The sequence below is a fragment of the Helicobacter macacae MIT 99-5501 genome, from assembly GCF_000507845.1.
Lineage (GTDB): Bacteria > Campylobacterota > Campylobacteria > Campylobacterales > Helicobacteraceae > Helicobacter_B > Helicobacter_B macacae.
Genome location: NZ_KI669454.1, coordinates 616187 through 643116, shown reverse-complemented (window position 1 = coordinate 643116; position 26930 = coordinate 616187). Strand labels below are relative to the sequence as shown.

Here is a 26930-nt window from a genome sequence, read left to right as displayed (position 1 = left end):
AGCAGTCAAAATCTATGCGTGAATCAAAGTCGCTACGCAAAGCAAAATCTATGGGTGCGCCAAAATCAAAGCCACCGCGCACGCAAAGTAGCACAAAAAGTCGCACGCAATCCCAACACACACGCAAGCCACCGCGCACGCAAAAGACACTGCGCGTGATAGGTGGCAAGCACAAGGGGCTAAAGCTATATGCACCAAAGTCTGCCCGCCCAAGCAAAGCGATTTTGAAAGAATCTTGCTTTGATACTTTGGGGAGCTATATCATCGGTATGCACTTCATAGAGGCATTTAGCGGGAGTGGGAGTATGGGGATAGAAGCACTTAGTCGTGGCGCAAAAAAGGCAGTATTTTTTGAGCAAAATAAAGAGGCTTTGGAAGTCCTTAGACAAAATCTCGCCCTTATAAGCAAACACATAGACAAAAGCGCACCAAAGCAAAATCCCCAAAACTACCAAATCATACAGGGCGATAGCCTGCAAAATCTCCCCACATTTCTTGCCACCCTCACAGATTCTAGTATATTGTATATAGACCCGCCATTTTTTATGCGCCAAAATTATGCCGATATTTATGAAAAATGCGCTAATATTATCGCTCATATTCACTCTAGGGCGTTGGGGCTTATCATCATCGAGCATAGTAGCTTATACGCGTTTAAAGAGTGCTTGGGGTGCTTCTCTCAAGTGCGGATAAAGAGATTTGGAAAAAGTTCGCTTACATACTTTGCACCCAAAGAATTATGCTAAACCAAAGGCAAAGGAGCAACAATGACAGAAGAAGAAAACGGACAGCAAGAAGGAGCAAAAGGCGGGAGCAAGATGATGCTATTTATCATCTTGGGCGCGGTGCTACTTCTCATCATCATAGGTGTGGTGGTGATAATGCTAATGAGCGGTGGACACGAGGAAGAAGAGGGAGCAGAGGATGGAGCAAAAAAGCCCGCAAAGCAAGAAAAATCTATGAAGCGAAATTCAAACCTTAGTAGTGAAGCAGCAGTGTTTCTAAACCCTGGTCCGATTTTTCCAATCGTAGGGCAACCATTTCTTATCAATCTATCTGGGCAAGGCAGAATAGCGTTTTTGCAAGTGAGTGTATCGCTCGTGCTAAGTGATGCCAAGCTCCAAGCCGAAGTAGAGAGAAAACTCGACATCATAAAATCCACAATCATCGATGTGCTAAGCACCAAAAGCCCTGAAGAGCTAAACACCACAAAAGGAAAAAATCGCGCCCTTAATGAGCTAAGGGATAGGTTTAATGAATTTTTGATGGACGGTGAAGTAAGCGCGGTGCTTTTCACAAACTATATCATACAGCTTTCATAAGTCTTTGTAGCTTTTATAAAGTCTTTGGAATCTTTTAGGGGAATCTTGCGATTTTGCAAAATCGCTTTGTAGAATTTGGATTCTTAAATTTTTGATTCCATAAAGATTTTTCTCTAAAGATTTTGGATTTTAGGCGTGGGGGGTTTCTAAGCGTAGATAGAAATATATAGAGTGGATAAATGCCAAAACACAAGATGAAAAAAAACTCTGCTAAGTGTGTGCCCAAATGCGCCAGCAAATCTACAAAATCTAGCAAAAAGTCTTGCAAAAAATCTCACAAGTCTTTAGATTCAAAAAAGGATTTGCTAGATTTTGCAAAAAAAGATTGTCAAAGTGATTTTGTAGATTTTGCAAAATCGCCGTGCATTTGGTTGCCACGCATTGGCATTGACATTGTAAAAATCTCTCGCATAGAGCGGATTTTATCTCGCTATAAAGATGCTTTTTTGAAGCGATTTTTGCGCAAAAGCGAGATAGAGCTACTGAAATCAAAAGGTTTTGCTCCTGCGAGCGTGGCTGGGTTTTTCGCAAGTAAAGAAGCGTGTAGCAAAGCACTTGGTGTGGGTATCAGCAAAAATTTGGGATTTAAAGATATGATTGTATCCTACACAAGCGCAAACGCCCCTCAAATCACACTATCTAGACGCGCTTCAAAGCATTTCTCAAAACACTTCAAAAAAAATCATTTATCTAGCAAAGTAGCCGACAAAGTGGCTAGCACTTCCCCCAATTCATTTACTTCATTTACCCCCAAATTTACCCTAAGCATTAGCCACGATGGCGGGTTTGCTATCGCAGTTGTGCTGTGTCTATGCTAGGCATTTTTCAAAATTAACGCAAATTTTCGTGCAAAATTTTACACAATCCACTTAAGTGATATTTGCATTTAAGTGATATTGCGCCAAATCCGCCTTGCCCGAATCGCAAGCAAGTAAAAAATCGGCGTGTTTGCAAGGCTTACCATTGCTTTTATACAATAGTCTGCCAAAGCCATTTGCAAAGACTCGCCCACAGATTGCACCGCCCAAAATGCCACGCAAAAAAACACTATCGTATCGATAAATTGCGCACTCAATGTCGAGCCACCATTTCTAAGCCACCAATGTCTTGGCGCGTAAGTCTTTAGCGTATAAAAAATCACTACATCAAGCGGCTGGGATACGCAAAAGGCAATGATAGAAGCAAGGGCGATTTGTGGGGTAGAGGCAAAATAAGAGGGATAAAAAGCAATCAAAAGCCCCAAAAAAAGCACTTTTACCACCTCTTGTTTGCCGTATTTTTCACTCAAAACATCTAGTAGCAAGAAGCTAAAAGGATAAGTAAGCGCACCAAAAGTAAGCGGCGTAGAGCCTATTTTGAACTGCACGGTGTAGTTTGCTGTGATGATAATCGCGCTTAAAAGTAGCGAGCTTACAAGCACCACTTTTGGTGGCATTTTTGTCCCTTTCCAATGATTTTTTGGCTGGATTTTTTGCTGATTTTCTAGGTGGATTTTGGAGTTTGTTTTGGAGCGAATTTCAGGGTTTATTTTATGCGTTGATTCTGTGTCGCTTTTGGATTTTGGGTTAGGGTTTTGCGGGGTTTTTACGCTCATCATAGCACCTTTATTTGTGTGAGGATTCTCGCATTTACACTAGCGCAAAATCGGCTTGTGCTTGCAGATAGATTTAGCCATATAGAATCGTGCCTTATGAAGTCTTTTTTGTTGATAAAAGCATAGATTCTAAGCACGATAAAGGCGTTATGCTTTTGCTTAATCGCTAGGAGGGATTTTTTCTTTTTTTCTAGCCTTGCGACAAATCTATCGCACTCTTTGCGAAAAGAATGAAACTCAAAAGATTTTGAGCGGATTTTGTAAAATCCCTTTATTTTTTTTGCTTCATCGATTTTTGCTTCTTTTGCCTCATCTGCTTTGTGCTGGGCTTGTGGCTCAATACCATTAGAATCATCGTTTTTGTAACGCTCTAGGCTTGCCCTCCAATCCTTATAGGATAGGGTTATGGCTTCTTTTTGTGGAATCTTGCACTCGCTAGGGCGAAGTCCTAGCTCGCCATAAATATCTAATGGCAAAAAGTCCTCCATATATAGCTCAATCCCAAGCATAAAATACGACCGCTTTTGCATCTCTACCCTTAAAGCCAAAATCTTAGTAAGCCAAAAACGCGCATTTTATCGCAAAAAGCTAAATTATTCTATTTGATTGTGTTTGATTATTGTGGTTTTGCTTTGATTTTGCTAAATTTAAGCAAAAAATCAGGGATACTAGGCTAGAATCCGCTCGTCCATTTTGTCTCAAAATCTAAGTGCGAGACTACATTTCACACACGCTATTCCTTATTTGTGTTGCGCGATTTGGGCTAGCAAAAAGCCCTTTTTGCGTTAAAGAGCGTGGATGACAAACCAAATCTAAAGAGGAGAATCTACAATGGTAACGATGAAAGATTTGCTTGAATGCGGTGTGCATTTCGGGCATCAGACAAGGCGATGGAATCCAAAGATGAAGCCATTTATCTTTGGTGTGCGAAAAAATATCCACATTATTGACTTACAAAAGACTTTACGATACTTTCGATACACTTACAATATCGTGCGAGAGGCAGCCTCACAAGGCAAAGTGATAATGTTTGTAGGGACGAAGCGACAAGCAAGCGAAGCTATCAAAGAAGTAGCCGAGCAAGTCAATGTCCCCTATGTGAATTATCGCTGGCTAGGCGGAATGCTAACAAACTTTAGCACGATAAAACGCTCCGTCCGCAAGCTAGAAATCATCGAAGAAATGGAATCTAGCGGGCAAATCGACTTGCTAACCAAAAAAGAAAAACTTATGCTACTTCGCAAAAAAGACAAACTTACCCAATATTTGGGCGGTGTGCGACACCTAAAAAAAGCCCCTGATATGCTTTTTGTCATCGATGTCGTAAAAGAAAAAATCGCCGTAGCAGAAGCACGCAGACTTGGCATACCCGTAGTCGCCCCGCTTGATACCAACTGCGACCCCGACAAAGTAGACTATCCTATCCCGGGAAATGATGATGCGATTCGCTCTATTCAGCTATTTTGCAAAGAGATGAGTGAAGCTATCATTGAGGGGAGAGAGATGAACTCTGAAGCACTGCAAGAGGGAGACTTCGCCCAATCAAGCGAATATGTGCCCGCAAGCGAGAAAGAAAAACAAGAAGTCTTGCAAGAGGCTATGCAAGAATCTATGAGTGAAAAAAGCTCCAGCCAAGCAGATGAAGCAAGCGAAGCTAACAAAAAGCCTAGAACCCCTAGAGCTCCACGCGCTCCTAGAGCACCAAAAAGCACTCCAAAGGAAAGCCCAAAATCACGAAAAGGTGGCGAAGATGAGTGAGATTAGCGCACAGCTTGTAAAGCAGCTCCGCGAGATGACAGACGCGGGAATGATGGACTGCAAAAAAGCACTTGTCGAAGTAAATGGAGATTTGGAAAAAGCGGTAGAATACTTGCGCGAAAAAGGGCTTAGCAAAGCTGCAAAAAAAGCTGATAGAGTAGCCGCAGAGGGTGTCATCTCTGTGGAAGTGGCAAAAGATTTTTCCAAAGCCTCTCTTATAGAGATAAATAGCGAAACGGATTTTGTCGCCAAAAACGACAACTTCAAAGACTTGGTAGCAAAAATCACTTCGCTCGCCTATGAAAACTCCGCAAATGACGCACAAGACTTGCAAAATCTACAGATAGATTCCAGTAGCTTTGATGACTACCTAAAAAGTCAAATCGCAAAAATCGGCGAGAATATCATACTCCGCAGAATCAAAAGCATAAAAGCACAGCCAAACACACTTGTAAATGGATATGTGCATTTCAATGGACGAGTAGGCGTGCTTATCAGTGCTAGATTCCAAAACAGCGCAAATGCAGAAAAAATCGCCGAGCTAGTGCGAAATCTATGTATGCACGCAGCGGCTATGAAGCCTACAGTGCTTGATTATAGTGGGTTTAGCAAAGAGTTTTTGGAAAAAGAATGCGTAGCACTTGCCGCTGAAATAGAGAAAGAAAACGAAGAGCTAAAGCGACTTGGCAAACCTCTCAAAAATGTGCCAGAATTTGTCTCGCGTGCACAGCTTAGCGATGAAGTGCTAAAAAAGCAAGAATCCAAGATAAAAGAAAACCTAGCCAAGCAGGGCAAGCCAGAGGCGATTTGGGATAAGATTGTCCCAGGTCAACTTGAGAGATTTATCGCAGATAACACACTCATCGACCAAAGGCTTACTTTGCTAGGGCAGTTTTTTGTGCTAGATGACAAAAAAACGATTGCACAAGTTGTGAAAGAAAAGTCAAAAGAGCTAGGCGATGAGATAGAAATCCTAGAATATACGCGCTTTGAGCTTGGCGAGGGGATAGAAAAAAAAGCTGAAAACTTCGCTGATGAAGTCGCCGCGCAAATGAAATAGCAACAAAATAGGTGGCAAAAAGTCGCAAAAACAAATCTGCAAAGACAATCGTAGAAAAAAGATTGCCTAGCAAAATCTAGGCAAAATCTTTAGCACAAATACAAACAAAAATGCTACAATGAAAGGCTAAAAAGCGCGGTATTCCTGCTTATCGCGCTTATCTTTTGTGAATAAAGGGGTAAAAATGGCAGTATTTGGTAAGGCGGGTGCGCTTTTGCAGGTTTTTGCACCAGAGTTTTTTGATAGTCTAAATATCGATGAAAATCGCGCTCAAATCAATCCAAATAGCGTGAATGAAGAACCACCAAATGTCTTTGAAGCACTCCAATATGTCTATCCATATATGCTTGAAGCACTCACTCCCAAAAGCCCAATCCACCAAAGAATCCTATCTACAAAGGGCGAGAGCAAAATCCAAATCACCAAAAATATCTACGCAATAGAGCAAAGCTATCCGCTAAAGCTAGAATCCAAAGCCTTTTTTGAAAGCCACAAAGAGTTTGTGGATTTTCAGCTTATCGTGCGGGGGCAGGAGTATTTTCTCATCGCTCCTAGTGGGGAATGCACGATAGAAGAAAAATACGATGCAGAAAAAGATTTGCTTGTGTATAAAACTCCCAATCACTGCTCAAAGCTATTTCTAAACGCAGGAACGCTAGCGGTGTTTTTCCCACAAGATGTCCACGCAGGCGGACTTGGGCTAGAGGATTTTGGTGGTGCGACAGCCAAAAAAATCCCAGAAGTGCATAAAACCGTGCTAAAAGTCCCTCTAGAGCTTTTTCCCTAAAAACTCGTTTTAGAAGTATTCAAATTCTTTTGCGTTTTTTTTTTTTTGTTATCATTGCGCTTTGTTATTTTAGTTTTGTTTTAGCTTTATTACTCTTTGTGTAGTTTTTGTTTGCATAGTTTTTGTTGCTCTGTGAGTTCCTTGTAAGGCTTTAGTAGGATTTAGTTATGCTTTTAATGTAGCGCGTTACACCTATGTAGATTTTGTGATTTTTTATAAAGATTCCTTGCTAAAATCTACAAGATTTTCTATAAAAAGATTCTTAATGATTCTTGCAAAATCTTGTGAAAAAAACTTTTACTAAAAACTTCTTAAAAATAAGGACATAAATGCTCTTCTCCTCATTCACATTCATCTTTATATTTTTACCTATCGTGTGGATAGTGTTTCATTTGCTTAAAAATGCAAAATTCAAATCCCACTACACAATCGCAAAAATATTTTTGATTATTTCTAGTCTATTTTTCTATGCGTTTTGGAAAGTGGCGTATTTACCTATTTTGCTTAGCTCGATTATTATAAATTACACTTTGGCAAAACTCATTCTAAAAAATTACAACCCATTAGTTGTGCTAAAATCTAGCGCAACTAATGGGGGGGGGGGGGAATCGCTATTTAGATTCTAGTGCCTCACGCGATTCAAACGCCGATGTTTCGTCATTGCTAGGGAGCGAAGCGAACGAAGCAATCCACAACAATAACCGCACAAATTCTAGTATTTCGAGCGAGAAATCGGGGTTGCGTAGCCACGAGCAAGGAAATAAGACTGAGAGTCTATGGTTGCTTTGTTACACTCGCAAATTCTGCGAATTGACGAAGGGAGTGGCAAGTCTCGACGATTTATCGCCGAAAGACGAATTTGTCCCAAAATTCTACTTCATTCTTGGCATTATCTTTAATCTTTCCCTACTTGGCTTTTTCAAATACACAGACTTTTTGCTAGAAAATTTCAACACCTTTAGCAAACTAGCACATTTAGACTTTGATATTCCACTGCCACATATTTTGCTCCCACTTGCACTTAGCTTTGTAACCTTTCAGCAAATCGCATTTTTGTTTGACTGCTACAAGCGCACTAAAGGCGAGTTGAGAGAAAATCTACACATTGATTTTGTGGATTACGCGTTATTTATTAGCTTTTTTCCGCAGTTGATTGCGGGACCGATTGTTCACCACCGCGAGATGATGCCACAATTCGCCTCTATGGGCAATTCATCTTTGGGTAATCATTGCGCAGATTTGCTAGATTTTGAGAATTCGCAGACACTTCAGTCTAGCTCACTCCCAAAATCTAGCAAAAACTCCACAAGCACCACCACAAATACTAGAATTGTGGAATCTCGCAATGACGAAATGGAATACACACACTCTAAAAATTCCCCCTCCTTTGCGGAGGGGGTTAGGGGGTGGGTAGATTCCCAAAAAGACAACGCACAATCTATAATCAATTATGAATATCTCGCCAAAGGCATTTTTATATTTAGCATTGGGCTTTTCAAAAAAGTTTTCATCGCTGATAGTTTCGCCAAATGGGCAAATGCAGGATTTGGCGTAGTAGAGCAAGGCGGAGTGCTAAATATAGCAGAAAGTTGGGCGACTTCGATAAGCTACACATTTCAGCTATATTTTGACTTTAGCGGATACTGCGATATGGCGATGGGACTTGCCCTAATGTTTGGCATAGTGTTGCCACTTAACTTTGATTCGCCTTATAAATCGCTAAACATTACAGAGTTTTGGCGTAGGTGGCATATCACGCTAGGACGATTTTTGCGCGAATGCTTATATATCCCGCTAGGTGGCAATCGTGTAGGTAAGATTCTAAACTTACGCAATCTTTTTATTGTAGCGTTTTTAAGCGGAATTTGGCACGGAGCTGGGTGGGGATTTGTGATATGGGGAGTGTTGCACGGAGTGGCAATGATGATTCATCGAATCTACTCGTGGATTTTAGAAAGGCTTGCAAAATCTATTATGCGTTGTCATACTGAGCGTAGCGAAGTATCTCTACAAATAACGCAAAGTAGAGATTCTTCGCTCACTTCGCTCAGAATGACAAAGTTAAAAAGTCTCAAAATGACAATAAAATATTATTTTCTAGCAATGAAAAAAAATCAAAAATTCCTCCGCTTTACCCAAACGCGCCTTTATAAATTCCTTTGCTGGTTTATCACATTTAACTTTATAAATATCGCTTGGGTGTTTTTCCGCTCCGAAAATCTAAATGGTGCGGTGAATCTTATCAAAGGAATGTTTGGTATTGTATGGGTAGAGTTGCCACAGAAACTACACAGAATGCCTGAAGTCCTAGCGCAAATAGGTGGGCGAAATGACACGATTTTTTATATTATTATCGCATTTATCGTGTGTTTGGCGTGTAAAAATAGCTTTGAAATGCTGAAAAATTTTGACACGCAATATTTGCGATTTCGCCTTGCGCTACGCATTTTTAACAAAAAGATTTATCTTAAAGGTGGTGCGGTATTTACGCGCTTTGTGCTAACTATCGCACTTTTTTATATAGCCATTTGGGCTATGCTCTCAAATCTACTTGATTCAAACGCATACACACCATTTTTGTATTTTAATTTTTAGGGGACGAGTATGAGCGCAAAAAAATACAAAATTTTTAGTATTTGCTTTGCTGGGATTGTCAGCGTGGTAGTATTTAGTGGATTTGCATTGTGTGCGTTGCTATACATTTACGACCCATTTTGGTTATTTCATAAGCCTATATTTCGCGCTACTACTTACCATAGCGATATACGGATTCAAGCAAAAGGAATCATTGATAGCGCGGACTTTGATAGCGTGATTTTAGGCACTTCGTTGCTTGAAAACACTTCGGCAAAAGAAGCGGGGCAAAAGCTAGGTGGCAAGTGGGTAAATCTAAGCCTTGCTGGGAGCGATTTTAGTGAGCGCAAAATCCTACTAGACTACGCGCTAAAGCGCAAAAATATCAAGCAAGTGATTTTTTCGATTGATAATTTTGCTTTGATAAATGGCGATAGGGAAAATTCTACTTCTTGGCGGGTTGATTCGCGCCTTTATACAGAGGGTTTATTTTTAGAAAAATTTAAGCGTGATTTGAATAAAAAATTTATCAAATGCGCTTTAAGGTGGAGCAAAAAGGCAGAATGTGTGGGCGATAAAAATGACTTAGAAACGATAGCGCAAACTTATCGAAGTGAGCGAAAATATTTTGGTGGAATGGTAAATTGGACTGAGTGGCAAAAAGAGCAAACTGCGAAGCAATATAGCGAGTATGTAAAAAATGACTTTCGCCCCAAAAGCGAGGAAACAAAGCGACTAAATTTTGATGAGCAAAAAATCTATTTGCAAGAGAGCATATTAGAGACGATTAGAGAAAATCCACAAATTGAGTTTTATCTCATATTTCCGCCTTATCCACGATTTTTCTATGCTCTTTTTCCGTTTAACGAAGTGTATCATAAGGGCAGAAATGGCAAAGAGATTTTTGCTGAAGTAAGGCAGATTTTGCCCTATCTCACACAAAAAGTCGCGAATCTAGAAAATGCTAAAATCTATGGTTTTGATAACTTGGACTATGCGGGTAATATCGCAAATTATTGCGACCACTCACATTATTACTTAGATATGAATAGTATGCAACTTGATGCCATCGCAAATGGGACGCATATTTTGACACCGCAAAATATTGATAAATACCTAGCCACAATGGAATCTAAAATCAAAAATTACGACATAGCCCCACTTATTGAGCAAATACAAGAATGGGAAGCGAGACAAAATCCAAATCTGCCTAGATAAAATTTGTAGCAAAAATAATATTTAACAAAAAAACTAGAGACTTTTTTATATTTTTACTAATCAGTTTTTACTAATTTTACGATACCTTACGCCTTTTTGTGCTCTTTTATCAATGTGGCAAATTCCGCAAAAATACTGCGTGATTCTCTTGGACCGGGGCTTGCCTCTGGGTGATGCTGCAGGGAAAAAATCGGCGAATCTTTATAGCGCACCCCCTCGATACTATCATCAAAAAGATTTCTGTGCGTTATATGAGCGACTTGCGCTATGGACTCTGGCACAGAGTAGATATGATTTTGGGAAGTGATTTCTATGCTTTGGGTGGTTAGATTTTTCACAGGGTGATTCCCCCCGTGATGTCCAAATTTTAGCTTATGCGTTTGGTGTCCGTGCGCTATTGATAATAGCTGATGCCCTAGACAAATCCCAAACATAGGGATTTTTGCTTCTATTAGTTTTTTGATTTGCTCAATCTGTGGGCGTAAAAACTTAGGGTCGCCCGGTCCATTTGAGAGAAACACCCCGCCAATCTCGCCCTCCCTAAAGCGAGTGATAACCTCCTCCGCGCTAAACTCATACCCCCACACTTCAGGCTCTAGCCCGACTTCTGCAAGTTCATTTAGGATATTTCGCTTCGCACCGAAATCTATGACTATGATTTTGGTATGTGTCTTTGGCTTGGCATATTGCATTTTGGCAAAGTCAAACTCCGCTTCATCGTGCGTATAAGGCGACTTGGTGCTTACCTGCTCAATTAGATTTTCTAACTCTATGGGAGTAGAGCTAGATAGAATCCTAGCTAGCTCATCTTTGTCGCTTATCTCGCTAGAAGCTATCATCATCATAGCACCTTCCTTGCGAAGCATTTTTACGATAGCGCGGGTATCTATGTCGCATATCCCTAGCACACCTTTAGAGTCCAAAAACTTCTCCAAGCTCTGCGTAGAGCGAAAATTTGACACAAAATCTTCATAATGTCGCACTAGCACCCCTCTGCAAAACACCCCCTTACTCTCGCAATCTTGCTCATTTGTCCCCACAATCCCAATCTCTGGCATACAAAAGGTAATGAATTGCCCTGCATAGCTCGGGTCGGTAATGATTTCTTGGTATCCACAAAGAGAGGTGTTAAACACTAGCTCGCCCACACTCGTGCCACCCCCTGCAAAAAGCCTCCCACTAAAAAACGCACCATTTGCACAATATATCCAAACTTGTTTTTTCTGTGATTTTGTAGAGATTTTTTTCATACTTGTTTTCCTTAACAAAGATTCCAAAAATAGCCTCCTAACGATAACTACCCTCAACTACCTCTCCAAAAGCAACCAACCATTGCCAAAATGCTACAAAAAACTGCCACCAAAATCCACAAAACCACCAAACCCACAAAATCCTACAAAAACCCTTTCTTGCGTAGCTCCTCATCATAGAGTTTTTCATAGATTAGCTCGTATTCATCAGTGCCTGCTAGTAGTTTGCGCTTGTAGTTTTTGATTTTTTGCATTACCTCATCTTGGATACTATCGTGCATTTTGGCAAAAGAATCTATCGCTTTGAAAATCACATTTTTCACTTGATTGTTGCTGATATGGAAGCTGATATATTGCTTTTGGATAAGCGTATCCAAAATCTTGTGAGAGAGGGCATTATACCTATCGTCCCAAAAAAGCAAAAACTTCTCTTCATTTGCAATTTGTCGCTTGATAAGCCCAAAAAGCCTCCGCTCATCAGCACGGATAAAATCCACCTCTTGCTGATTTTCATCTACGATTTCTTGGGCTTTTTTATCGATAGCAAGTTCTTTTTTAGTATCAGATTCTAGGATTTCTTGGGCGACTTTTGATAGTGATTCTAGTGGGACATTTAGCGTTACAAAGCTAGCGTTGTAAAGCTCTAGGGCGATTTTGTTGGCGATATAGCCGATATGATTTAGTCTTAAGCGCATCTTGTGAAACCTTCCAAAATAAAATAAAATCTGCCAAATAAAACAAAAGCCTGCCAAAACAAAGTAGCGTATTGTAGCGTGTTTTTGATAAATTTCTTTTTAAGCGCGAAAAGTTTTTAGCCACACCAAATCCAAAAGCACGAAAACGCGCAGCTAGTTGCTAGTCCTATACCTAAACTGCCCTTTTTTAAATACCATTCCAAATCCACCCAAGCTATAAAGCCATTTATTTTCTATGGTGTTTTTCATAAACGCGGCAAACTCGCCTTTGACATTTTTGTGATAGACGACACCCACGCCATCAGTATGCCCGATAGAGCACACCGTCCCTCTGTGATAAAATTTAAACGGCTTTTGAAACTCTTTGCCCTTCACTTTTGCGATAAGAAGCTCGGCGATATAGTCCCCCATCTGTGCAGAGAGCTGTGCTGTGGGCGCGTGAATAACATCTTTGTCCGTAGCAAGTGCGCTATCGCCCACCACATAGATATTTGGGTATGGCTCGCATTGTAGCTGGGCATTTACAGGGATTCTGCCCTTTTTGTTTGGGATTATGGATTTTTCGATGATGTCGCTTCCCTTTACGCCTGCACTCCAAATGATTGTATTGCCCTCTATCTCTACATCTATGCCATCTCGCTGTGCGATTACTTTGCCCTCTTGGATTTCTTTTATGTCTGTGCCTGTTAGGACATTTACGCCGTATTTTTCTAGCTTGTTTTGCGCTACTTTGGCTAGACTTTGCTCAAACACAGGCAAAATCTGCTTTGCTCTCCCTATGCAAGTAAGCTTTGGCAATCGCCTATCAATCCCACAAATAAGGCAAAGCTCATCAAGCTGTGTAGCAAGCTCTGCGGTAAACTCTATCCCTGTAAATCCCGTGCCACAAACAACCACTTCTAAGTCTTTTTGATTTTTGGTGTGGGTATATTCTTTGAATTTGTTTTCAATATTTTTGGTAAGTTTTAGCGCGGCATTTAGCGAAGATAGCTTATAAGTGTGCTTATCCACACCCTTTACCCCAAAGCTATCTGGCTTAAACCCAAGTGCGATGACTAGATAATCGTAATGATACTCTCCGCCATTGCCTTTTACTTTGTTTTCTTGTGGGCATAGCTCTATGATTTTGTCTTTGATAAAGCCGACTTTTTGAGGGTCTAAGATTTTGCGATAAAAGATTCTAGCTTTGCGCGAGCCTAGCGTGCCTATGGCGACTTTGTGTAGGAGGGTGGTTTGGTAGTGGTAGTCGTGCTTTGATATAAGCGTAATGTGTGCGGGGGATTTTAGCTTTCTTTGTAGTCCTAGCGCGACTTTTAGCCCGCCATATCCTCCGCCGATGATTAGGATTTTGGGTGGATTTTGTGGTGTGGTGTTTTGCATTTATGCTCCTTTTTGTAGCTAATGTATCTTGCACAATAATAATAAAAAAGAGTTGATAAAAATCTAAAAATATAGGGAATTTTAAGGATTTTATTTTTGATTTAATTTAAACCAAAAAAAAAAAAAAACGGCTATAATTGCGGGATTGAAATTTGGCGACTAAAAAGTAGCAAAATCTAAGAGGTGCAAATCACAATGAAGCTATATGACTATCTTATCGTAGGCTCTGGGCTTTTTGGCTCAGTCTTTGGCTATGAAGCAAGTAAAAGAGGTAAAAAGTGCCTTGTGATTGACAAGCGCAATCATATCGGTGGCAACTGCTACACGCAAGGCTTTGATTCGCACGGACAAAGCATAAATATCCACAAATACGGCGCACATATTTTCCACACCACAAAGCGTGAGATTTGGAAATACATAAATCAATTTTGCGAGTTTAACCACTTCATAAACTCTCCCCTTGCAAACTATAAAGGCGAAATCTACAATCTGCCCTTTAATATGAATACTTTTGCGCAGATTTTTGGCAATGGTGCAAAAGCACAAAATATCACGCACATTATTGGGGGGGGGGGAGAACCACTCACGGCATAAAATCCGCTAACAATTCACAAAAATCTAACTCACTTCATTCGCAAATCATACACTCTCACAACGCGCCACATTCTAAAACTCCGCAAAATTTCTCCCACACTCCACTTACGCCAAACTTTCTAACCCCACAACAAGCAAAAGAGATTATCGAATCCCAAAAAGCCAAAATCACCCACACCCCGCGCAATTTAGAAGAACAAGCAATCTCTCTTGTAGGGAATGACATTTATGAAAAGCTCATCAAAGGCTACACACAAAAGCAGTGGGGCAAGGCGTGTGTTGATTTACCACCAAGCATTATCCGCCGAATCCCTGTGCGATTTATCTATGACAATAATTATTTTAGCGACCCATATCAAGGCATTCCCAAAGGTGGCTACACGCCTATCTTTGAAAAGCTCCTAGCACATTGCGAAGTAGAGCTAAATACGGACTTTCTAAGCGATAAAGAGTATTTCCACAAAATCGCCAAAAAGATTATTTTCACAGGGGCGATTGATAGCTACTTTGACTATGCTTTTGGTGCGCTAGAATATCGCTCATTGCGCTTTGAGGAGCGGATTTTAGAGTGTGAGAACTATCAAGGCGTAGCGGTTATGAATTTTACCGACTTAGAGATTCCATACACGCGCATTATTGAGCATAAGCACTTTGAGTTTGTGGATAGCCCTAGCACGATTTTAAGCATTGAGTTTCCGCTATCTTGGGACATAAGCAAAGAGCCGTTTTATCCTATCAATGATGAGAAAAACGCCGCCCTTTATGCCAAATACAAAGCCTTATCCCAAAAGCAATCAAATATCATCTTTGGCGGACGACTTGGCGCGTATCAATACTTTGATATGGATAAAATCATAAGTGAGGCGTTAAGTCTAGCAAAGAAGGAGCTGCAATAATGAACAAAAATAACCCCAAAATCTCTATCATTATCCCCACGCTAAATTCTGCGCACTATCTCAAAGAGTGTATAGACTCCGTGCTAAATCAACTCTTACGCGATATAGAAATCATAGTCGTAGATGCAAACTCCACTGATGGCACACTGCAGATTTTGCAAGATTATGCAAAGAGCGATTCGCGCATTAGTTTTATCATAGCCGAGCGCAAAAGCTATGGCTACCAGATGAATCTAGGCATTGCCAAAGCGCGGGGCGAATATATCGGCATAGTCGAATCTGATGATTTCATCAAGCCCACAATGTTTGAGCGACTTTATAGCATAGCAAAGGCGCAAGATTGCGATATAGTTAAAAGCGATATTTTATGCTTCCACACGGATAATGACGCGTATAAATTCACACATACGCCCATAGTAAAGAATGCGCATTTTTATGGCAAAAAACTCATTTTTGATTCACGCTCGGATTCACGATTAGATTCAAGCCCAAAATCCATAAAAACCAAAATCGCCCTACTAAAAACCGCGTGGAAAATGAATCAAAGCAGTATTTTTAAGCGCGAATTTTTAAAAAAGCATAACATTAGATTTAACGAATCATTAGGCGCGTCCTACCAAGACACAGGATTTTCATTTATCACTACTATTTTAGCAGATTCGCTTTACTTGCTAGATAAGGCGCACTATTGCTACCGCACGGATAATGAATCTTCATCATCAAATGACAAAGGCAAAGTGTATTGCATTTGCGATGAGTATGACTATATAGCGCGATTTTTGGAGAGAGAAAACCTTATGAGTGTTTATAGTGGGCTATATCATTATCTAAAATTTTGCGGATATAGGTGGAATGTCGGGCGAATCGCCGATGAATCAAAGCTAGAATTTCTATATAGATTCCAAAAAGATTTTGCGCTTTTAAGCAAATCCCAAATCAAATCTTGTGGCTTTAAGTGGCATCAAAGACGCAAATTAGCAAAGATTTTGGATTCGCCACGCAATTTTTACGCCGAGCTTTTAGAGCCAAAGCCCAAAGGCTTGTGGCGTAAAATCAAGCATTATTTTAAACATTACATAAAAATCAAACATAAGGAGCAACAATGCAACCAAAAGTATCAATAGTAATCCCCTGCTACAATGTCGAGCGATATGTCCGCGAATGTATGCAAAGCGTGGTAAGCCAAACTTTGCAAGATACAGAAATCATCTGCATAAATGACGGAAGCACGGATAGCACGGGAGCGATTTTACGCGAATTTGCAAGGCAAGATAGTCGCATAAATCTAATCGAACAGTCAAACGGCGGATATGGCGTAGCGGTAAATCGTGGCATAGCACAAGCACGGGGTGAATATATCGGTATAGTCGAATCTGATGATTTTATCAATCCTACAATGTATGAAAAACTCTACACAAAAGCAAAGCAAACAAATGTCGAGCTAGTGAAATGCAACTTTTTTGTGTATGATTCGCACTCGCTAGAGAAAAATCACACTTATAATCCCAAATATCAAGACCTAAATCTAGCACCCAATTATGCCTTTAATCCACGAGAGGAATTTAAGCAGATTTTTATTTTTCACGCGAGTATATGGACAGGACTTTACAAGGCTAACTTTGTAAAAAATATCAAATTCTATGAAACGGCAGGTGCGGCTTACCAAGATTTTCCTTTTGCTATGGAGGTTTTAGCCACAGTGCCAAAAATGTATATTATCAAAGAACCGCTTTATCATTATAGAACAGAATTAGGGCAAGGTAATTCTATGCAAGCAGAGCCAAAAAAACTAATGCGACACATTGAAGCAACGCTACAAGCAAGAGAGGCGTTGTTAAAAAATTCTTTGATTGACGAATTGAAAGAGGAGTTTTTTTATGGTGCTTCGCTTTGCAATTACGATTTTTTCAAAAAACAAAATGCCAAAAATAGAGCCATATACGCTAAAAGAATGCACGAAGTTTTTGCGCTTTACAAAAATCCACAATTTAAATACTTTGAGCCAAAAATCAAAAAATGGGTGCAAACGATTATGGCAGGTAAAGTGCCGAAATTGCCATTTAAAGAGCTTCGTAGGCGCGTATTTAGACTACGAATCAGAAATGGCGAAATCCACTTCAAACTAGGAAATTTTGAGATTAAAAAAGGCTTTGCAAATGTCTAAAATACCAACAATTAGTGTTATTTTACCCATATATAATGGTGAAGCATTTTTAGAAAATTGCCTTAAATCTATTTTAGCACAAACCCTAAGTGATATAGAAATCATTTGCATAAATGACGGAAGCACGGATAGCACGGGAGCGATTTTACGCGAATTTGCAAGGCAAGATAGTCGCATAAATCTAATCGAGCAATCAAATATGGGTGCTGGAGTAGCTAGAAACGCAGGATTAGCAAAGGCGAAAGGCGAATTTATTGCATTTTTGGATAGTGATGATAGGTTTTATAGAAATGATACGCTAGAAATTTTATATCACACCGCCAAAGAAAAAGGGGTGCAAATTTGTGGTGGTTCTATGGCGTTTAAATATCAAGTGGATTCAACTAGGCAAACTGATGGATTCTTTTTTAAGCAAGATGGCTTTGTGGATTATAAAAGTTATCAATTTGACTATGGATTTTATCGTTTTATTTATGCAAAAGATTTGGTTAAAGATATAAGATTTCCACATTTTAGTCGCTTTCAGGACCCGCCATTTTTTGTTGAGGCAATGATAAAGGCAAAGCAATTTTATGCGCTAAAAGAGCCGACATATTTATATTTTAACCCACACAAAGATATAAGTAAGAAGGCACTTTTAAGCGCATTTGAAGGAATTAAGCTAAATGCAAAACTCGCTAAAAAATATAATTTAACCAAACTTTTGGATTATACAAAATATAGATTCGATGAACATTTTGATAAATTTTTAGCACAAGGTGGTGATAAAAACGAAATATATAAAATTTTTGAAAGAGATATAAAAACTTTGCTTTTGCTAACTTCACCTAGAAAACGACTAAATGAAAAAATATTTAGTGTGAAAAAATATAGAAATACAAAAATTTTGACAATTTTTTGGAAAGAATTTTGGCTTGGCAAATCATAGATTTTATCTTTAATGCTTTTTGCAACCTTGCGTTATAATGTTGCAATGAATATAAAATTAAAGGTTTGAAATGACGCTGATTATAGAAAATGTAATGCTGAAGCATTGCGAGTGGTAGAGAGTCTAAAGGGGCTAAATAATGTCATATACGCCCTGATTTGCTACCTAATCTATAAAAGGCAAGATGATTTGCTTATCCTTGCTTGCGTAAATGTCAGCTCGCATAGTAGCTATTTTAGACAATAATGCCCAAGCCATATCACATAAGGTTCGCAATTTTTTAAGTCATTTTTCCAAAATATTTCAAGCCACATAATCTCACAAAAATGACATTTTACATAAAATCCTGCAAGGCTTTGGGGATATTGCTATCGTGTTGTTGGATTTCTTTTATAGACTCTGCGGCAGCCTCCGCAGCAGCGATAGTCGTAAAGTAAGGAATCAAGCTTTTTAGCACTTGTCGGCGGATAGATTTTGCGTCATTTGTGCTTTGCGCTCCATCGCTTGTGTTTATCACTAGGGCGATTTCTTTATTCATTATCAAATCTTTGATATTTGGGCGTCCCTCGCTTATCTTTAGCACGCAAGAGATAGCAATCCCCGCTTCTTGCAAAATCCTATGTGTCCCGCTTGTCGCACACACGCTAAACCCTAGATTGATAAATTTACTCGCCACACTTAGTGCAAACTCTTTATCACAATCAGCAAGAGAAATAAAAATCTTGCCCTCTTTTGGCAGGGTGTTTTTGCTGGCATTTTGCGCTTTGGCAAAGCTAATCCCAAAGCGCGAAGAAATCCCCATAACCTCCCCCGTGCTTTTCATCTCTGGTCCCAAAATCAAATCCGCACCATTTAGCTTATTAAAGGGGAAAATAGATTCTTTGACAGAAATATGATTTAGTGTCTTGTGGCTTAGTGGCTTAGTAGTGAAATCTATGCGGTTGAAAATATCATAAAATTTTAGTGCTTCACGCAAAATGCCTTTTGCAAATTCGCCTTGTGGCGATAAATCGTGGAGTTTGCCACTCGCTTCGTCAATAGACGCTTTAGTCTTATTTCCTCGCTCGTGGCTACACAACCCCGATTTCTCGCTCACAATACTAGAATTTGCGTTTATAGTAGAGTTATTTTTTGAGTCCATAATTCTAGTATTTGCGGTGATGCTTTGGGTAATCGCTTCGCCTTGCGAATGAGGTGCACTTGAGTGTGCGCCGCAGTGAAGCGAGGTGGAGGGATTACCCAAATGATTACCCAAAGACGAATTTATAGTGCAATTCCACATTACTCGTGTAGCGACTTTCGCTAGCGGAATCCCCGTAGCCTTACTCACAAAAGGCACGGTGCGCGAAGCGCGTGGATTTACCTCAATGATATATAGCGTGTCTTTGTGGATAGCGTATTGGATATTTAGTAGCCCTATGATTCCTAGCTCTAGGGCGATTTGCTCGGTTTTCTCACAAATCAATTTTAACATTTTCTCATCTATGCTTATGCTAGGCAAAACACTCGTGCTATCCCCGCTATGCACGCCTGCTTCCTCGATATGCTGCATAATCCCGCCGATATAGACTTCCTCCCCATCGCAAATCGCATCGACATCAAGCTCGGTAGCGTGGTCTAAAAACTTATCAATCAGCACGGGGCTATCCTCGCTCACTTTAACCGCCTCGTCCATATACACGCGCAGTTCCTCATCGCTTTGCACGATACGCATAGCCCGCCCACCTAGCACATAGCTTGGACGCACAAGCACAGGATAGCCGATTTTGTGCGCTATGTCAAAGGCTTCATCTTTGCTCACAGCAGAGCCGTTTTGGGGTTGATTTAGGTTTAGCTTTTGTGCGAACGCGGCAAATTTCTCTCTATCCTCCGCGGTGTCGATTACAGAAGCCTTTGTGCCGATGATTTTTGCTCCGATTGTAGTGAGATTTTTGGCAAGTTTGAGCGGAGTTTGCCCACCAAAATGCACGATGATTCCACTAGGCTTTTCTCTCTCCACCACAGAGCGCACGCGCTCAAAGTCGATAGGCTCAAAATACAGCGTATCGCTCGTGTCATAGTCCGTGCTAACGGTCTCTGGGTTGCAGTTATACATTATGCTTTGCACACCCAAATCTTTGAGCGCGAAGCTAGAATGCACACAGCAGTAGTCAAACTCGATTCCCTGCCCGATTCGGTTTGGTCCCCCACCGATGATTAAAACCTTTTGCGCGTTGTCTTTTTGCGATAAAGATTCGCGTGAATCGGCAATGCTTGAATCTACAATTCTAGTATTTGCGGTGGTGCTTGTGGAGTTTTTGCTAGATTTTGGGAGTGAGCTAGACTTAAGCGTCTGCAAACTCTCAAAATCTAGTAAATCTGTGCAATGATTACCCAAAGACGAATTGCCCAATGGATTGCAGGGGATTGTGGAATATAGATACGGCGTAAGCGCCTCAAACTCCGCCGCACAAGTATCCACCTCCTCATACCGCGCCACCACACCCATTTCCTTTCGCGCCATATAGATTTCGCCCTCACTTACCTCCACGCCCTCATTTTGCGCCAAAAGCCTTGCTAGCATTTTATCGCTAAAGCCTTGTGATTTGAGGTTTCGCATAGCTTGAGAATCACGCAAGATTTCACTTTTTACACGCCCTTCCTCGCTCACTAGCTCATAGATTTGGCTTAAAAACCACTTATCAATGTGGCTTAAATCCGCCACTTCATCGATACTAAGCCCAAGCCTAAAGCAATCCGCGACATAGAGGATTCGATTAGCATTTGGACGGCGCGTTTCCCTCTTTGCTAGCTCAATATCACTTGTGATACTATCAAAGCCACAAAGTCCATTCTCCAAGCTACACAACGCCTTTTGCAAGCTCTCTTTGAAGCACCCGCCAATCGCCATAACCTCACCGATAGACTTCATCGAAGTAGTAAGCGTAGAGTCCGCTAGGGGGAATTTCTCAAACGCAAAGCGCGGGATTTTGGTAACGATATAATCAATGCTAGGCTCAAAGCTTGCAGGTGTGCCTGTAATGTCATTGCTAATCTCATCAAGGCTAAATCCAACGGCAAGCATTGTGGCGACTTTGGCTATGGGGTAGCCTGTGGCTTTACTCGCTAGTGCCGAGCTACGCGATACGCGCGGGTTCATTTCTATCACCGTCATTCGCCCGTTTTTAGGATTTATGGCAAATTGCACATTGCTCCCGCCCGTATCCACGCCGATTTCACGCAGGATTTTGAAGCTCGCATCGCGCATTCGCTGATACTCTTTGTCCGTGAGCGTGAGCGCGGGAGCGATAGTGATAGAATCGCCCGTATGCACGCCCATAGGGTCTAGATTCTCGATGCTACACACGATTATGCAGTTATCATTTTTATCGCGGATTACCTCCATTTCAAATTCTTTCCACCCTAGTAGGCTTTCCTCGATGAGAATCTCATTTATCGGGCTTGCCTCTAGCCCCGCTTTTGCTAACGCCTTAAACTCCTCGATATTATACGCCACGCCACTGCCGCCACCTGCGAGTGTGTAGCTTGCGCGAATGATAAGCGGGAAGCCGATATTTTGCGCGGCTTGTTCTGCCTCCTCCTCATTGTAGGCATAATGGCTCTTTGGCAAGTCCATTCCAATCTTTAGCATTGCTTCTTTGAACGCCTGTCTATCCTCGCCTTTTTTGATTGCAGCGGGGTTTGCACCCAAAAACTTTACCCCATCTAGTGCCCCGCTTTCATACATTTCCATTGCGACATTAAGCGCGGTTTGTCCGCCCATAGTAGGCAAAATCGCATCAATTTTTTCTTGTGCGATAATATTTGTGATGACTTCTTTGGTAATCGGCTCGATATAAGTGCGGTGGGCAAAATCAGGGTCAGTCATAATCGTAGCGGGATTGGAGTTGATTAACACCACGCGGTAGCCCAAGTTTTTGAGCGTCTTTGCAGCTTGCGTGCCAGAGTAGTCAAACTCACACGCCTGCCCAATGACAATGGGTCCAGAGCCAATAAGTAAGATATTTTTAATGTCGGTGCGTTGTGGCATTTGAAGTCCTTTTGAAGTTCTTAGGGAATGATTTTATTGCGATTTGTAGGGCGTTTCACTGCGTTTAGATTTTGCTTTTTGCGTCTATGCTTTATTTTTTGCAAAATTTCAAAATTTTATACAAAATGGGCTTAAATTGTGTTTAGATTCTACAAAGATTCTCAAATGCTAAACACAATGCAAAATCAAAATGTAAAATCTTTGTAAAATCTTGGCGTTTTTGCGCATTTTGCAAGCAAGATAGTGTATAGTATAGGGACAAATCTAGCCTATAATACAGCAATAGATTTTGCAAGGTTTTGGAGTAGAAATATGTCTAAAAATATTGTCTATATTTTGGAAGATGACCAAAGTATCGCCGAGCTAGTCGCCTACGCGCTAAAAAATCAAAATATGCACTCACTCATTTTTGAAAACGCACAAAGCCTCTATAACGCGCTTGAAAAAGAGGTTTGTCAAGTCTTGGTGTGTGATATTATGCTGCCAAATGAAAGCGGGCTTAGTGTGATAAAGACTTTGAGGGCAAATCAAAAATACAAAGGCATTTCTATCATCATCTTAAGTGCGCTAGGTAGCGAGTATGACAAAATAAACGGGCTTGATTTGGGCGCAGATGACTATCTCACAAAGCCATTTTCAGCACTAGAGCTAATCGCTAGAATCAAAGCCCTTTTGCGCCGAAATACAAAAAAGCTAGATGACACCCTCCAATACAAAGGGCTAAAAATCCTGCCAAATTCGCACAAAGTAAGCATAGATGATTCCCATATCCGCCTTACCAAAAAAGAATTTGAGCTTTTGCTTTTGCTCTTTAGCAACCAAAACAATATCTTTAGCAAAGATGACTTACTAGAATCTATCTGGGGATATAGCGTAGATAACACTCGCACTGTGGATATGCACATAAGCTCCTTGCGCACAAAGCTTGGCTCTTATGGCAAATGTATAAAAAACATTCGCTCGGTGGGATATGTATTTGATGAGATTTCCTAAACCAAAAAGCCTATCTTTTAGGCTTGTGGTTGTGATTTTTTTGCTTATCGTGTCTGTGCAGCTACTTAGCATAGTCATTAGCGCGGTGTTTTTGCACCAAAAGCACCAAGAAGAAGTGTTTAGGGATTTAGAGGAGTATGCAAACTCATTTGACAAAGCCCCAAATGTTGATTCTGCCTATCGTGTGAGTATTATCTCTTTGCAAGGGGAAGTGCTTTTTGACAACAAAATCGACATACGCACGCTTGATAATCACTTAGAGCGCGAGGAAGTGCAAAATCTACTGCAAGGCAAAAGCCACAAATCCCTGCGGCTATCAAGCACAGAGCATAAAGAAAATCTATACTTCACAAAATTTATTTCTCCGCAAGGCGACTTTGCAGATAGTGGCATTTTTGGCAAACTTGAAAACAAACTCCAGCAAAACAAACCACAAAAAGTCATACTGCGCGTAAGCAAGCAAAAAGACTCCCTCTACCTAAAAAACTTCACTTCGCTTTTTGTTACACTGCTATTTTTTAGCGCGATTGCAAGCGTGATTTTGGGCGTTTTGCTATCAAGACTTATCACAAACCCTATCAAAAATATCAATCTCTCCCACCCCATAAAAACCAATCCTTACGCCGAGCTACACATATTTATGCAGCAAATCTCCAAGCAAAAAAAGAAAATCAAAAAACAGCTAAAATCCATAAAGCAAAGCAAATTACAATTTGACATAATCACAAAAAATATGAACGAGGGATTTTTAGTCCTAGATAGCACAGGCAATATCACACAGAGCAACGCCAAAGCCTTGCAGATTTTACGACTAACGCCTTACAATCAGCATATCAATATTTTCGCGCTTATGAGTGATTTTACCCACGCGATAAAAGAAAGCATAGATTCAAGCAATCAAACCTTTGAGATAAGCATAAATGAGTATTTTTTACAAGTCATTTGTATGCCTATTTTTATCAAAGACAAGCTAAAAGCAATCATCATTTTGCTATTTGATAAAAGTCTGCAAAAAGATATTTTTGAGCTACGAAAAGAGTTTAGCTCCAATGTAACCCACGAGCTAAAAACGCCACTATCTGCCATACTCGCAAGTAGTGAAATGCTTTGCAATGGGCTTGTGCTAGATAAAGATAGAGATGAGTTTATCGCTAGGATTTATAGCGAGTCAAAGCGACTTTTGACACTCATTGACAAAATTTTAAAAATTTCGTTTTTGGACTCATCGCTTGAGAGAAGCGCGAACTGTCCACAAAAAGAGCGTGTAAATCTACCAAACCTCATCGCAAACATTTTGCCAAATCTACAAAATCTAGCAAAGGACAAAGACATAAAAATTTCCGCAGAGATTTTGGGCAATCACGATTCACGAATCACGAATCGTGATTTAGAAAAATCACAAGATTTTGAAGTGCAAAAATTTGAAGTATTGGGTATCCCAGCTTTGCTTGAGGATATGGTTTACAACCTTAGTGAAAACGCTATCAAATACAGCCCCAAAGGTAGTGCCGTGAAAATCACCCTAAAGAGCGATGAAAATGGTGTGATTCTACGCGTGAGTGATAATGGCATAGGCATCGCGCCAAGTGAGCAAGAGCGCGTTTTTGAGCGATTTTATTGCATAGATAAAAGTCGTAGCAAAAAGCTAGGTGGCAACGGACTAGGACTAGCCATAGTCAAGCGCGTAGCCAAAATCCACAACGCCACAATCACGCTAAATAGTGAGCTAGGCAAGGGTAGTGAGTTTGTCATAACTTTTGAAAATTTGCATCATTTGACTTAGAACAACGATTTTGACAAAGGACAACGATTATTTTACAAAGCCTAAAGGCAAGCTTTGCAATGATGAAAAGCTGTCATACTGAAGTTTCGCAAGAAACCGAAGTATCCAAAAATTCAAAAGCTTAAAACTATCAAAAAATGCAAAAGTATCCAAGCAAACAAGTAATGTGCAAATTCATTTAGATATTTCGCTTGCACTCAATACGACAATCTTAAGAGTTATCCTCCCTTAGCACAAATGCAGACAAACCAATTATTTCCCCCTCCATTGCGGAGGGGGATTAAGGGGGTGGGTAGATACCACCTCCGTGCTTCAAGTAAAGTCAGCAACTGCTAGCAATGCAAATGCTTCCGTTGCCAACAAAGCAAACGAAAATATTTCTGTCATTGCGAGCAAGTCGCAATACTTGCGTGGCAAAACAAGGCGAAGTCAAAGTTTCTTTAGTAATCCACAAAATAAATAAATGGATTGCTTCGTTGCGGCTTCGCCACTGCCTCGCAATGACGGCGTGGTGGATTGCCACGAATTTGCTAACGCAAATTCTCGCAATGACGAAAAAGTGAGGTATAATGACGAGTTTTCCGCGTTTTTTACTAACAAAAAAGATACCCACCCAACCCCCCTTGCACTAAGGGAGGGGACTTCAAAAGAGCCAAATACAGCTACTATAAGGGTGGGATCTTTAGCGTTGGATAGAGCGACTACACACGCAAAATAAGTGAGCTAGAGAAAATCTACAAAGCGATTTCTAAAAAAAGAGGGAATGAGGGGCTATCATTTTTGGATACCTATAAAACAAGAGGGCAATCGCTGGATTGTGAAGTGCTATGCGAATGGAGAGGATAAATTTAGCGGGGAGGCGTTTGGAGTGGTGAGGATATTACAAATGCTGTGGTGGATAGGCTAAGGGATAGTTGTGGAGTTTGAATGTAAAATCTTTAGTAAAATATCTACTATCTAGTTAAAAAATGCAAAATCAAGCCACCAACAACAGTTGCAACAATGCCAACAACAACGCCAATGATAATTTTTGACAATACAGATTTTATTTTTGGTGAGATTCTGTATGATTTGGTGTTTTCATTTTGGATTATATCTTGTTGATTTTCTAAATTTTTGACAAATTCTATTCCTTCCCTAGTGATTTCTATATTCAAGATATATACTTTATCGCCATTCATTCTTTGTATAGGCTTTTCTATACCAGCAATATACCCTTGTTCTTGTAGAAATTCTAAGCAATGTACACAATCTAATCTTTCTTTTGTATTCGCTATGTAAATGCCACCATCTTCCCCAATCAATACTCTCTTTAGTCCACCACAAGATGATTTATAAATTCCCTGCAAGATGTGTATATGCTGTTCGTCCAAGTGATTCATTTTTACTATTGCTTATTTGAATTTATCTAGCATAAGGAGTAGCAAAATTCTAATCCCTACCAACAGCATAAGCCACATAAAGTAGCGAGCCAAAAAACGCAATAAAAGCAAATACCACAGCAACCACACCAATCATTTTAGCCTCCTTAATTTTTTTACATATTTTAGAAAATACTTCACACAAATGCAAATCATAACCACAAGAAACACACAAGCTAATACTGTGCATACAACAAGCATCAAATCATACTCTTTATAGTGAATCGCCGTATAACCAAATATAGCAAATAGCGTAGTTATAAGCAAAATAATAATAGCTTGAAAAATACTAATTCTAGCCTTGATTTCGTCTTTTTTACTCATAAATCAATCCTGCTTTTGATTTTGGAATATTATAGCTAAGCAGCAACAAAAACGACAATGTTAAATAACCACAAGTGAAATAATTGTAATACTTTGCAACTTATGCTCAACTTAAGATTCCACGATTTTTGATAAGTCGCACTGCAAAAATCAGAAACA

General features: G+C 40.2%; 27 protein-coding genes. 19 read left to right on the top strand and 8 right to left on the bottom strand.

The annotated features are described in order from the left end of the window. Positions 1 to 14: 14 nt before the first annotated feature. From rsmD to acpS, 3 genes are all read left to right on the top strand, one after another. Entirely contained in the window at positions 15 to 746 is a 732-nt protein-coding gene (gene rsmD, locus HMPREF2086_RS02820) for a 16S rRNA (guanine(966)-N(2))-methyltransferase RsmD (protein ID WP_023927262.1), read from the top strand. 21 nt (positions 747 to 767) lie between these two features. Then, positions 768 to 1322 carry a flagellar basal body-associated FliL family protein gene (locus tag HMPREF2086_RS02815; protein ID WP_023927260.1) on the top strand — a complete coding sequence of 185 codons (555 nt, stop codon included), beginning with the start codon at positions 768 to 770 and terminating at the stop codon, positions 1320 to 1322. A 179-nt stretch (positions 1323 to 1501) separates the two neighbouring features. Then, positions 1502 to 2140, top strand: coding sequence for a holo-ACP synthase (acpS, locus tag HMPREF2086_RS12305; protein WP_023927259.1), 639 nt, complete (start codon positions 1502 to 1504; stop codon positions 2138 to 2140). Positions 2141 to 2208: 68 nt separating this feature from the next. Here acpS and HMPREF2086_RS02805 read toward each other — a convergent pair whose 3' ends face one another. Together HMPREF2086_RS02805 and HMPREF2086_RS02800 are read right to left on the bottom strand one after the other, a co-directional pair. Further along, positions 2209 to 2916: a queuosine precursor transporter gene (locus HMPREF2086_RS02805; RefSeq protein ID WP_023927257.1), complete on the bottom strand. Its 708-nt coding sequence runs from the start codon at positions 2914 to 2916 to the stop codon at positions 2209 to 2211. Beyond that, on the bottom strand, positions 2916 to 3446 hold the full coding sequence (locus HMPREF2086_RS02800; protein ID WP_023927255.1) for a DUF4279 domain-containing protein: 531 nt from the start codon (positions 3444 to 3446) through the stop codon (positions 2916 to 2918). Before HMPREF2086_RS02800 ends, HMPREF2086_RS02805 begins: the two co-directional genes overlap by 1 nt. A gap of 301 nt (positions 3447 to 3747) precedes the next feature. On the opposite strand from HMPREF2086_RS02800, the gene rpsB reads away from it, so the two are divergent. The 6 genes from rpsB to HMPREF2086_RS02770 all read left to right on the top strand — a co-directional run bounded on the left by rpsB (position 3748) and on the right by HMPREF2086_RS02770 (position 10313). Next, positions 3748 to 4674 (top strand): 30S ribosomal protein S2, encoded by a 927-nt coding sequence (gene rpsB, locus HMPREF2086_RS02795; protein WP_023927253.1) that lies wholly within the window; start codon positions 3748 to 3750, stop codon positions 4672 to 4674. Beyond that, entirely contained in the window at positions 4667 to 5734 is a 1068-nt protein-coding gene (tsf, locus tag HMPREF2086_RS02790; RefSeq protein WP_023927251.1) for a translation elongation factor Ts, read from the top strand. Before rpsB ends, tsf begins: the two co-directional genes overlap by 8 nt. Before the next feature lie 184 nt (positions 5735 to 5918). Next, a complete protein-coding gene (locus tag HMPREF2086_RS10660; protein ID WP_023927249.1) occupies positions 5919 to 6521 on the top strand; it encodes a NanQ anomerase/TabA/YiaL family protein in 603 nt (200 codons plus the stop codon). Positions 6522 to 6850: 329 nt separating this feature from the next. Then, positions 6851 to 7147, top strand: a complete 297-nt coding sequence (locus tag HMPREF2086_RS11885) for a hypothetical protein (protein ID WP_023927248.1) — start codon at positions 6851 to 6853, stop codon at positions 7145 to 7147. Continuing rightward, complete coding sequence (locus HMPREF2086_RS12035) at positions 7113 to 9116, top strand: MBOAT family O-acyltransferase (RefSeq protein WP_023927246.1); 2004 nt, start codon at positions 7113 to 7115, stop codon at positions 9114 to 9116. Before HMPREF2086_RS11885 ends, HMPREF2086_RS12035 begins: the two co-directional genes overlap by 35 nt. Positions 9117 to 9125: 9 nt before the next feature. Next, positions 9126 to 10313 carry a hypothetical protein gene (locus tag HMPREF2086_RS02770; RefSeq protein WP_023927245.1) on the top strand — a complete coding sequence of 396 codons (1188 nt, stop codon included), beginning with the start codon at positions 9126 to 9128 and terminating at the stop codon, positions 10311 to 10313. An 86-nt stretch (positions 10314 to 10399) separates the two neighbouring features. Here the strand turns inward: HMPREF2086_RS02770 and carA are convergent, their stop codons facing one another. The 3 genes from carA to HMPREF2086_RS02755 form a co-directional block, all read right to left on the bottom strand. Next, entirely contained in the window at positions 10400 to 11563 is a 1164-nt protein-coding gene (gene carA / locus HMPREF2086_RS02765) for a glutamine-hydrolyzing carbamoyl-phosphate synthase small subunit (RefSeq protein ID WP_023927244.1), read from the bottom strand. Positions 11564 to 11706: 143 nt separating this feature from the next. Further along, positions 11707 to 12258, bottom strand: a complete 552-nt coding sequence (locus tag HMPREF2086_RS02760; RefSeq protein ID WP_023927243.1) for a DUF507 family protein — start codon at positions 12256 to 12258, stop codon at positions 11707 to 11709. Between the two features lie 153 nt (positions 12259 to 12411). Then, a complete protein-coding gene (locus tag HMPREF2086_RS02755) occupies positions 12412 to 13638 on the bottom strand; it encodes an NAD(P)/FAD-dependent oxidoreductase (RefSeq protein WP_023927242.1) in 1227 nt (408 codons plus the stop codon). A 195-nt stretch (positions 13639 to 13833) separates the two neighbouring features. Here HMPREF2086_RS02755 and HMPREF2086_RS02750 point away from each other — a divergent pair, with 195 nt between their 5' ends. From HMPREF2086_RS02750 to HMPREF2086_RS12300, 6 genes are all read left to right on the top strand, one after another. After that, a complete protein-coding gene (locus HMPREF2086_RS02750; RefSeq protein WP_023927241.1) occupies positions 13834 to 14232 on the top strand; it encodes an NAD(P)-binding protein in 399 nt (132 codons plus the stop codon). Then, positions 14229 to 15128: a UDP-galactopyranose/dTDP-fucopyranose mutase family protein gene (locus HMPREF2086_RS11130; RefSeq protein WP_084330299.1), complete on the top strand. Its 900-nt coding sequence runs from the start codon at positions 14229 to 14231 to the stop codon at positions 15126 to 15128. The genes HMPREF2086_RS02750 and HMPREF2086_RS11130 overlap by 4 nt, the downstream gene beginning before the upstream one ends. Then, the gene (locus HMPREF2086_RS02740; RefSeq protein WP_023927239.1) at positions 15128 to 16252 is read left to right on the top strand and encodes a glycosyltransferase; all 1125 of its coding nucleotides are present in this window, start codon (positions 15128 to 15130) and stop codon (positions 16250 to 16252) included. Before HMPREF2086_RS11130 ends, HMPREF2086_RS02740 begins: the two co-directional genes overlap by 1 nt. Then, a complete protein-coding gene (locus HMPREF2086_RS10650; RefSeq protein WP_023927238.1) occupies positions 16231 to 17292 on the top strand; it encodes a glycosyltransferase family 2 protein in 1062 nt (353 codons plus the stop codon). Before HMPREF2086_RS02740 ends, HMPREF2086_RS10650 begins: the two co-directional genes overlap by 22 nt. Continuing rightward, positions 17285 to 18220, top strand: a complete 936-nt coding sequence (locus HMPREF2086_RS10645) for a glycosyltransferase family 2 protein (protein WP_023927237.1) — start codon at positions 17285 to 17287, stop codon at positions 18218 to 18220. Before HMPREF2086_RS10650 ends, HMPREF2086_RS10645 begins: the two co-directional genes overlap by 8 nt. A 111-nt stretch (positions 18221 to 18331) precedes the next feature. Then, the gene (locus HMPREF2086_RS12300; RefSeq protein WP_267902065.1) at positions 18332 to 18466 is read left to right on the top strand and encodes a hypothetical protein; all 135 of its coding nucleotides are present in this window, start codon (positions 18332 to 18334) and stop codon (positions 18464 to 18466) included. 88 nt (positions 18467 to 18554) lie between these two features. Here the strand turns inward: HMPREF2086_RS12300 and carB are convergent, their stop codons facing one another. Then, on the bottom strand, positions 18555 to 22250 hold the full coding sequence (gene carB, locus HMPREF2086_RS11375; RefSeq protein ID WP_023927235.1) for a carbamoyl-phosphate synthase large subunit: 3696 nt from the start codon (positions 22248 to 22250) through the stop codon (positions 18555 to 18557). Between the two features lie 312 nt (positions 22251 to 22562). Here carB and HMPREF2086_RS02720 point away from each other — a divergent pair, with 312 nt between their 5' ends. The 4 genes from HMPREF2086_RS02720 (at position 22563) to HMPREF2086_RS11370 (ending at position 25933) form a co-directional block, all read left to right on the top strand. After that, positions 22563 to 23243 (top strand): response regulator transcription factor, encoded by a 681-nt coding sequence (locus tag HMPREF2086_RS02720; RefSeq protein WP_023927233.1) that lies wholly within the window; start codon positions 22563 to 22565, stop codon positions 23241 to 23243. Next, the gene (locus HMPREF2086_RS02715; RefSeq protein ID WP_023927232.1) at positions 23230 to 25026 is read left to right on the top strand and encodes a sensor histidine kinase; all 1797 of its coding nucleotides are present in this window, start codon (positions 23230 to 23232) and stop codon (positions 25024 to 25026) included. The genes HMPREF2086_RS02720 and HMPREF2086_RS02715 overlap by 14 nt, the downstream gene beginning before the upstream one ends. A gap of 463 nt (positions 25027 to 25489) precedes the next feature. Continuing rightward, on the top strand, positions 25490 to 25744 hold the full coding sequence (locus tag HMPREF2086_RS02710) for a hypothetical protein (protein ID WP_023927230.1): 255 nt from the start codon (positions 25490 to 25492) through the stop codon (positions 25742 to 25744). A 45-nt stretch (positions 25745 to 25789) separates the two neighbouring features. Next, complete coding sequence (locus HMPREF2086_RS11370) at positions 25790 to 25933, top strand: hypothetical protein (RefSeq protein WP_156921306.1); 144 nt, start codon at positions 25790 to 25792, stop codon at positions 25931 to 25933. A gap of 46 nt (positions 25934 to 25979) precedes the next feature. Here HMPREF2086_RS11370 and HMPREF2086_RS02705 read toward each other — a convergent pair whose 3' ends face one another. Both HMPREF2086_RS02705 and HMPREF2086_RS02700 read right to left on the bottom strand, forming a co-directional pair. Continuing rightward, entirely contained in the window at positions 25980 to 26408 is a 429-nt protein-coding gene (locus tag HMPREF2086_RS02705) for a hypothetical protein (RefSeq protein WP_023927228.1), read from the bottom strand. A 132-nt stretch (positions 26409 to 26540) separates the two neighbouring features. Beyond that, entirely contained in the window at positions 26541 to 26771 is a 231-nt protein-coding gene (locus HMPREF2086_RS02700; RefSeq protein ID WP_023927227.1) for a hypothetical protein, read from the bottom strand. Between the last annotated feature and the right edge of the window lie 159 nt (positions 26772 to 26930).

What these genes read in the sequence shown, in the direction of transcription:
- HMPREF2086_RS02720 (WP_023927233.1), top strand. Translation starts at nt 22,563, where the DNA reads ATGTCTAAAAATATTGTCTATATTTTGGAAGATGACCAAAGTATCGCC.
- HMPREF2086_RS02760 (WP_023927243.1), bottom strand. Translation starts at nt 12,258, where the DNA reads ATGCGCTTAAGACTAAATCATATCGGCTATATCGCCAACAAAATCGCC.
- HMPREF2086_RS02750 (WP_023927241.1), top strand. Translation starts at nt 13,834, where the DNA reads ATGAAGCTATATGACTATCTTATCGTAGGCTCTGGGCTTTTTGGCTCA.
- HMPREF2086_RS10645 (WP_023927237.1), top strand. Translation starts at nt 17,285, where the DNA reads ATGTCTAAAATACCAACAATTAGTGTTATTTTACCCATATATAATGGT.
- HMPREF2086_RS02805 (WP_023927257.1), bottom strand. Translation starts at nt 2,916, where the DNA reads ATGAGCGTAAAAACCCCGCAAAACCCTAACCCAAAATCCAAAAGCGAC.
- HMPREF2086_RS02815 (WP_023927260.1), top strand. Translation starts at nt 768, where the DNA reads ATGACAGAAGAAGAAAACGGACAGCAAGAAGGAGCAAAAGGCGGGAGC.
- HMPREF2086_RS10660 (WP_023927249.1), top strand. Translation starts at nt 5,919, where the DNA reads ATGGCAGTATTTGGTAAGGCGGGTGCGCTTTTGCAGGTTTTTGCACCA.
- carA (WP_023927244.1), bottom strand. Translation starts at nt 11,563, where the DNA reads ATGAAAAAAATCTCTACAAAATCACAGAAAAAACAAGTTTGGATATAT.
- HMPREF2086_RS02715 (WP_023927232.1), top strand. Translation starts at nt 23,230, where the DNA reads ATGAGATTTCCTAAACCAAAAAGCCTATCTTTTAGGCTTGTGGTTGTG.
- HMPREF2086_RS12035 (WP_023927246.1), top strand. Translation starts at nt 7,113, where the DNA reads ATGGGGGGGGGGGGGAATCGCTATTTAGATTCTAGTGCCTCACGCGAT.
- HMPREF2086_RS02800 (WP_023927255.1), bottom strand. Translation starts at nt 3,446, where the DNA reads ATGCAAAAGCGGTCGTATTTTATGCTTGGGATTGAGCTATATATGGAG.
- tsf (WP_023927251.1), top strand. Translation starts at nt 4,667, where the DNA reads ATGAGTGAGATTAGCGCACAGCTTGTAAAGCAGCTCCGCGAGATGACA.
- HMPREF2086_RS02755 (WP_023927242.1), bottom strand. Translation starts at nt 13,638, where the DNA reads ATGCAAAACACCACACCACAAAATCCACCCAAAATCCTAATCATCGGC.
- carB (WP_023927235.1), bottom strand. Translation starts at nt 22,250, where the DNA reads ATGCCACAACGCACCGACATTAAAAATATCTTACTTATTGGCTCTGGA.
- HMPREF2086_RS02710 (WP_023927230.1), top strand. Translation starts at nt 25,490, where the DNA reads ATGGATTGCTTCGTTGCGGCTTCGCCACTGCCTCGCAATGACGGCGTG.
- HMPREF2086_RS02770 (WP_023927245.1), top strand. Translation starts at nt 9,126, where the DNA reads ATGAGCGCAAAAAAATACAAAATTTTTAGTATTTGCTTTGCTGGGATT.
- HMPREF2086_RS10650 (WP_023927238.1), top strand. Translation starts at nt 16,231, where the DNA reads ATGCAACCAAAAGTATCAATAGTAATCCCCTGCTACAATGTCGAGCGA.
- HMPREF2086_RS02700 (WP_023927227.1), bottom strand. Translation starts at nt 26,771, where the DNA reads ATGAGTAAAAAAGACGAAATCAAGGCTAGAATTAGTATTTTTCAAGCT.
- acpS (WP_023927259.1), top strand. Translation starts at nt 1,502, where the DNA reads ATGCCAAAACACAAGATGAAAAAAAACTCTGCTAAGTGTGTGCCCAAA.
- HMPREF2086_RS02705 (WP_023927228.1), bottom strand. Translation starts at nt 26,408, where the DNA reads ATGAATCACTTGGACGAACAGCATATACACATCTTGCAGGGAATTTAT.
- rsmD (WP_023927262.1), top strand. Translation starts at nt 15, where the DNA reads ATGCGTGAATCAAAGTCGCTACGCAAAGCAAAATCTATGGGTGCGCCA.
- HMPREF2086_RS11370 (WP_156921306.1), top strand. Translation starts at nt 25,790, where the DNA reads ATGAGGGGCTATCATTTTTGGATACCTATAAAACAAGAGGGCAATCGC.
- HMPREF2086_RS11885 (WP_023927248.1), top strand. Translation starts at nt 6,851, where the DNA reads ATGCTCTTCTCCTCATTCACATTCATCTTTATATTTTTACCTATCGTG.
- rpsB (WP_023927253.1), top strand. Translation starts at nt 3,748, where the DNA reads ATGGTAACGATGAAAGATTTGCTTGAATGCGGTGTGCATTTCGGGCAT.
- HMPREF2086_RS02740 (WP_023927239.1), top strand. Translation starts at nt 15,128, where the DNA reads ATGAACAAAAATAACCCCAAAATCTCTATCATTATCCCCACGCTAAAT.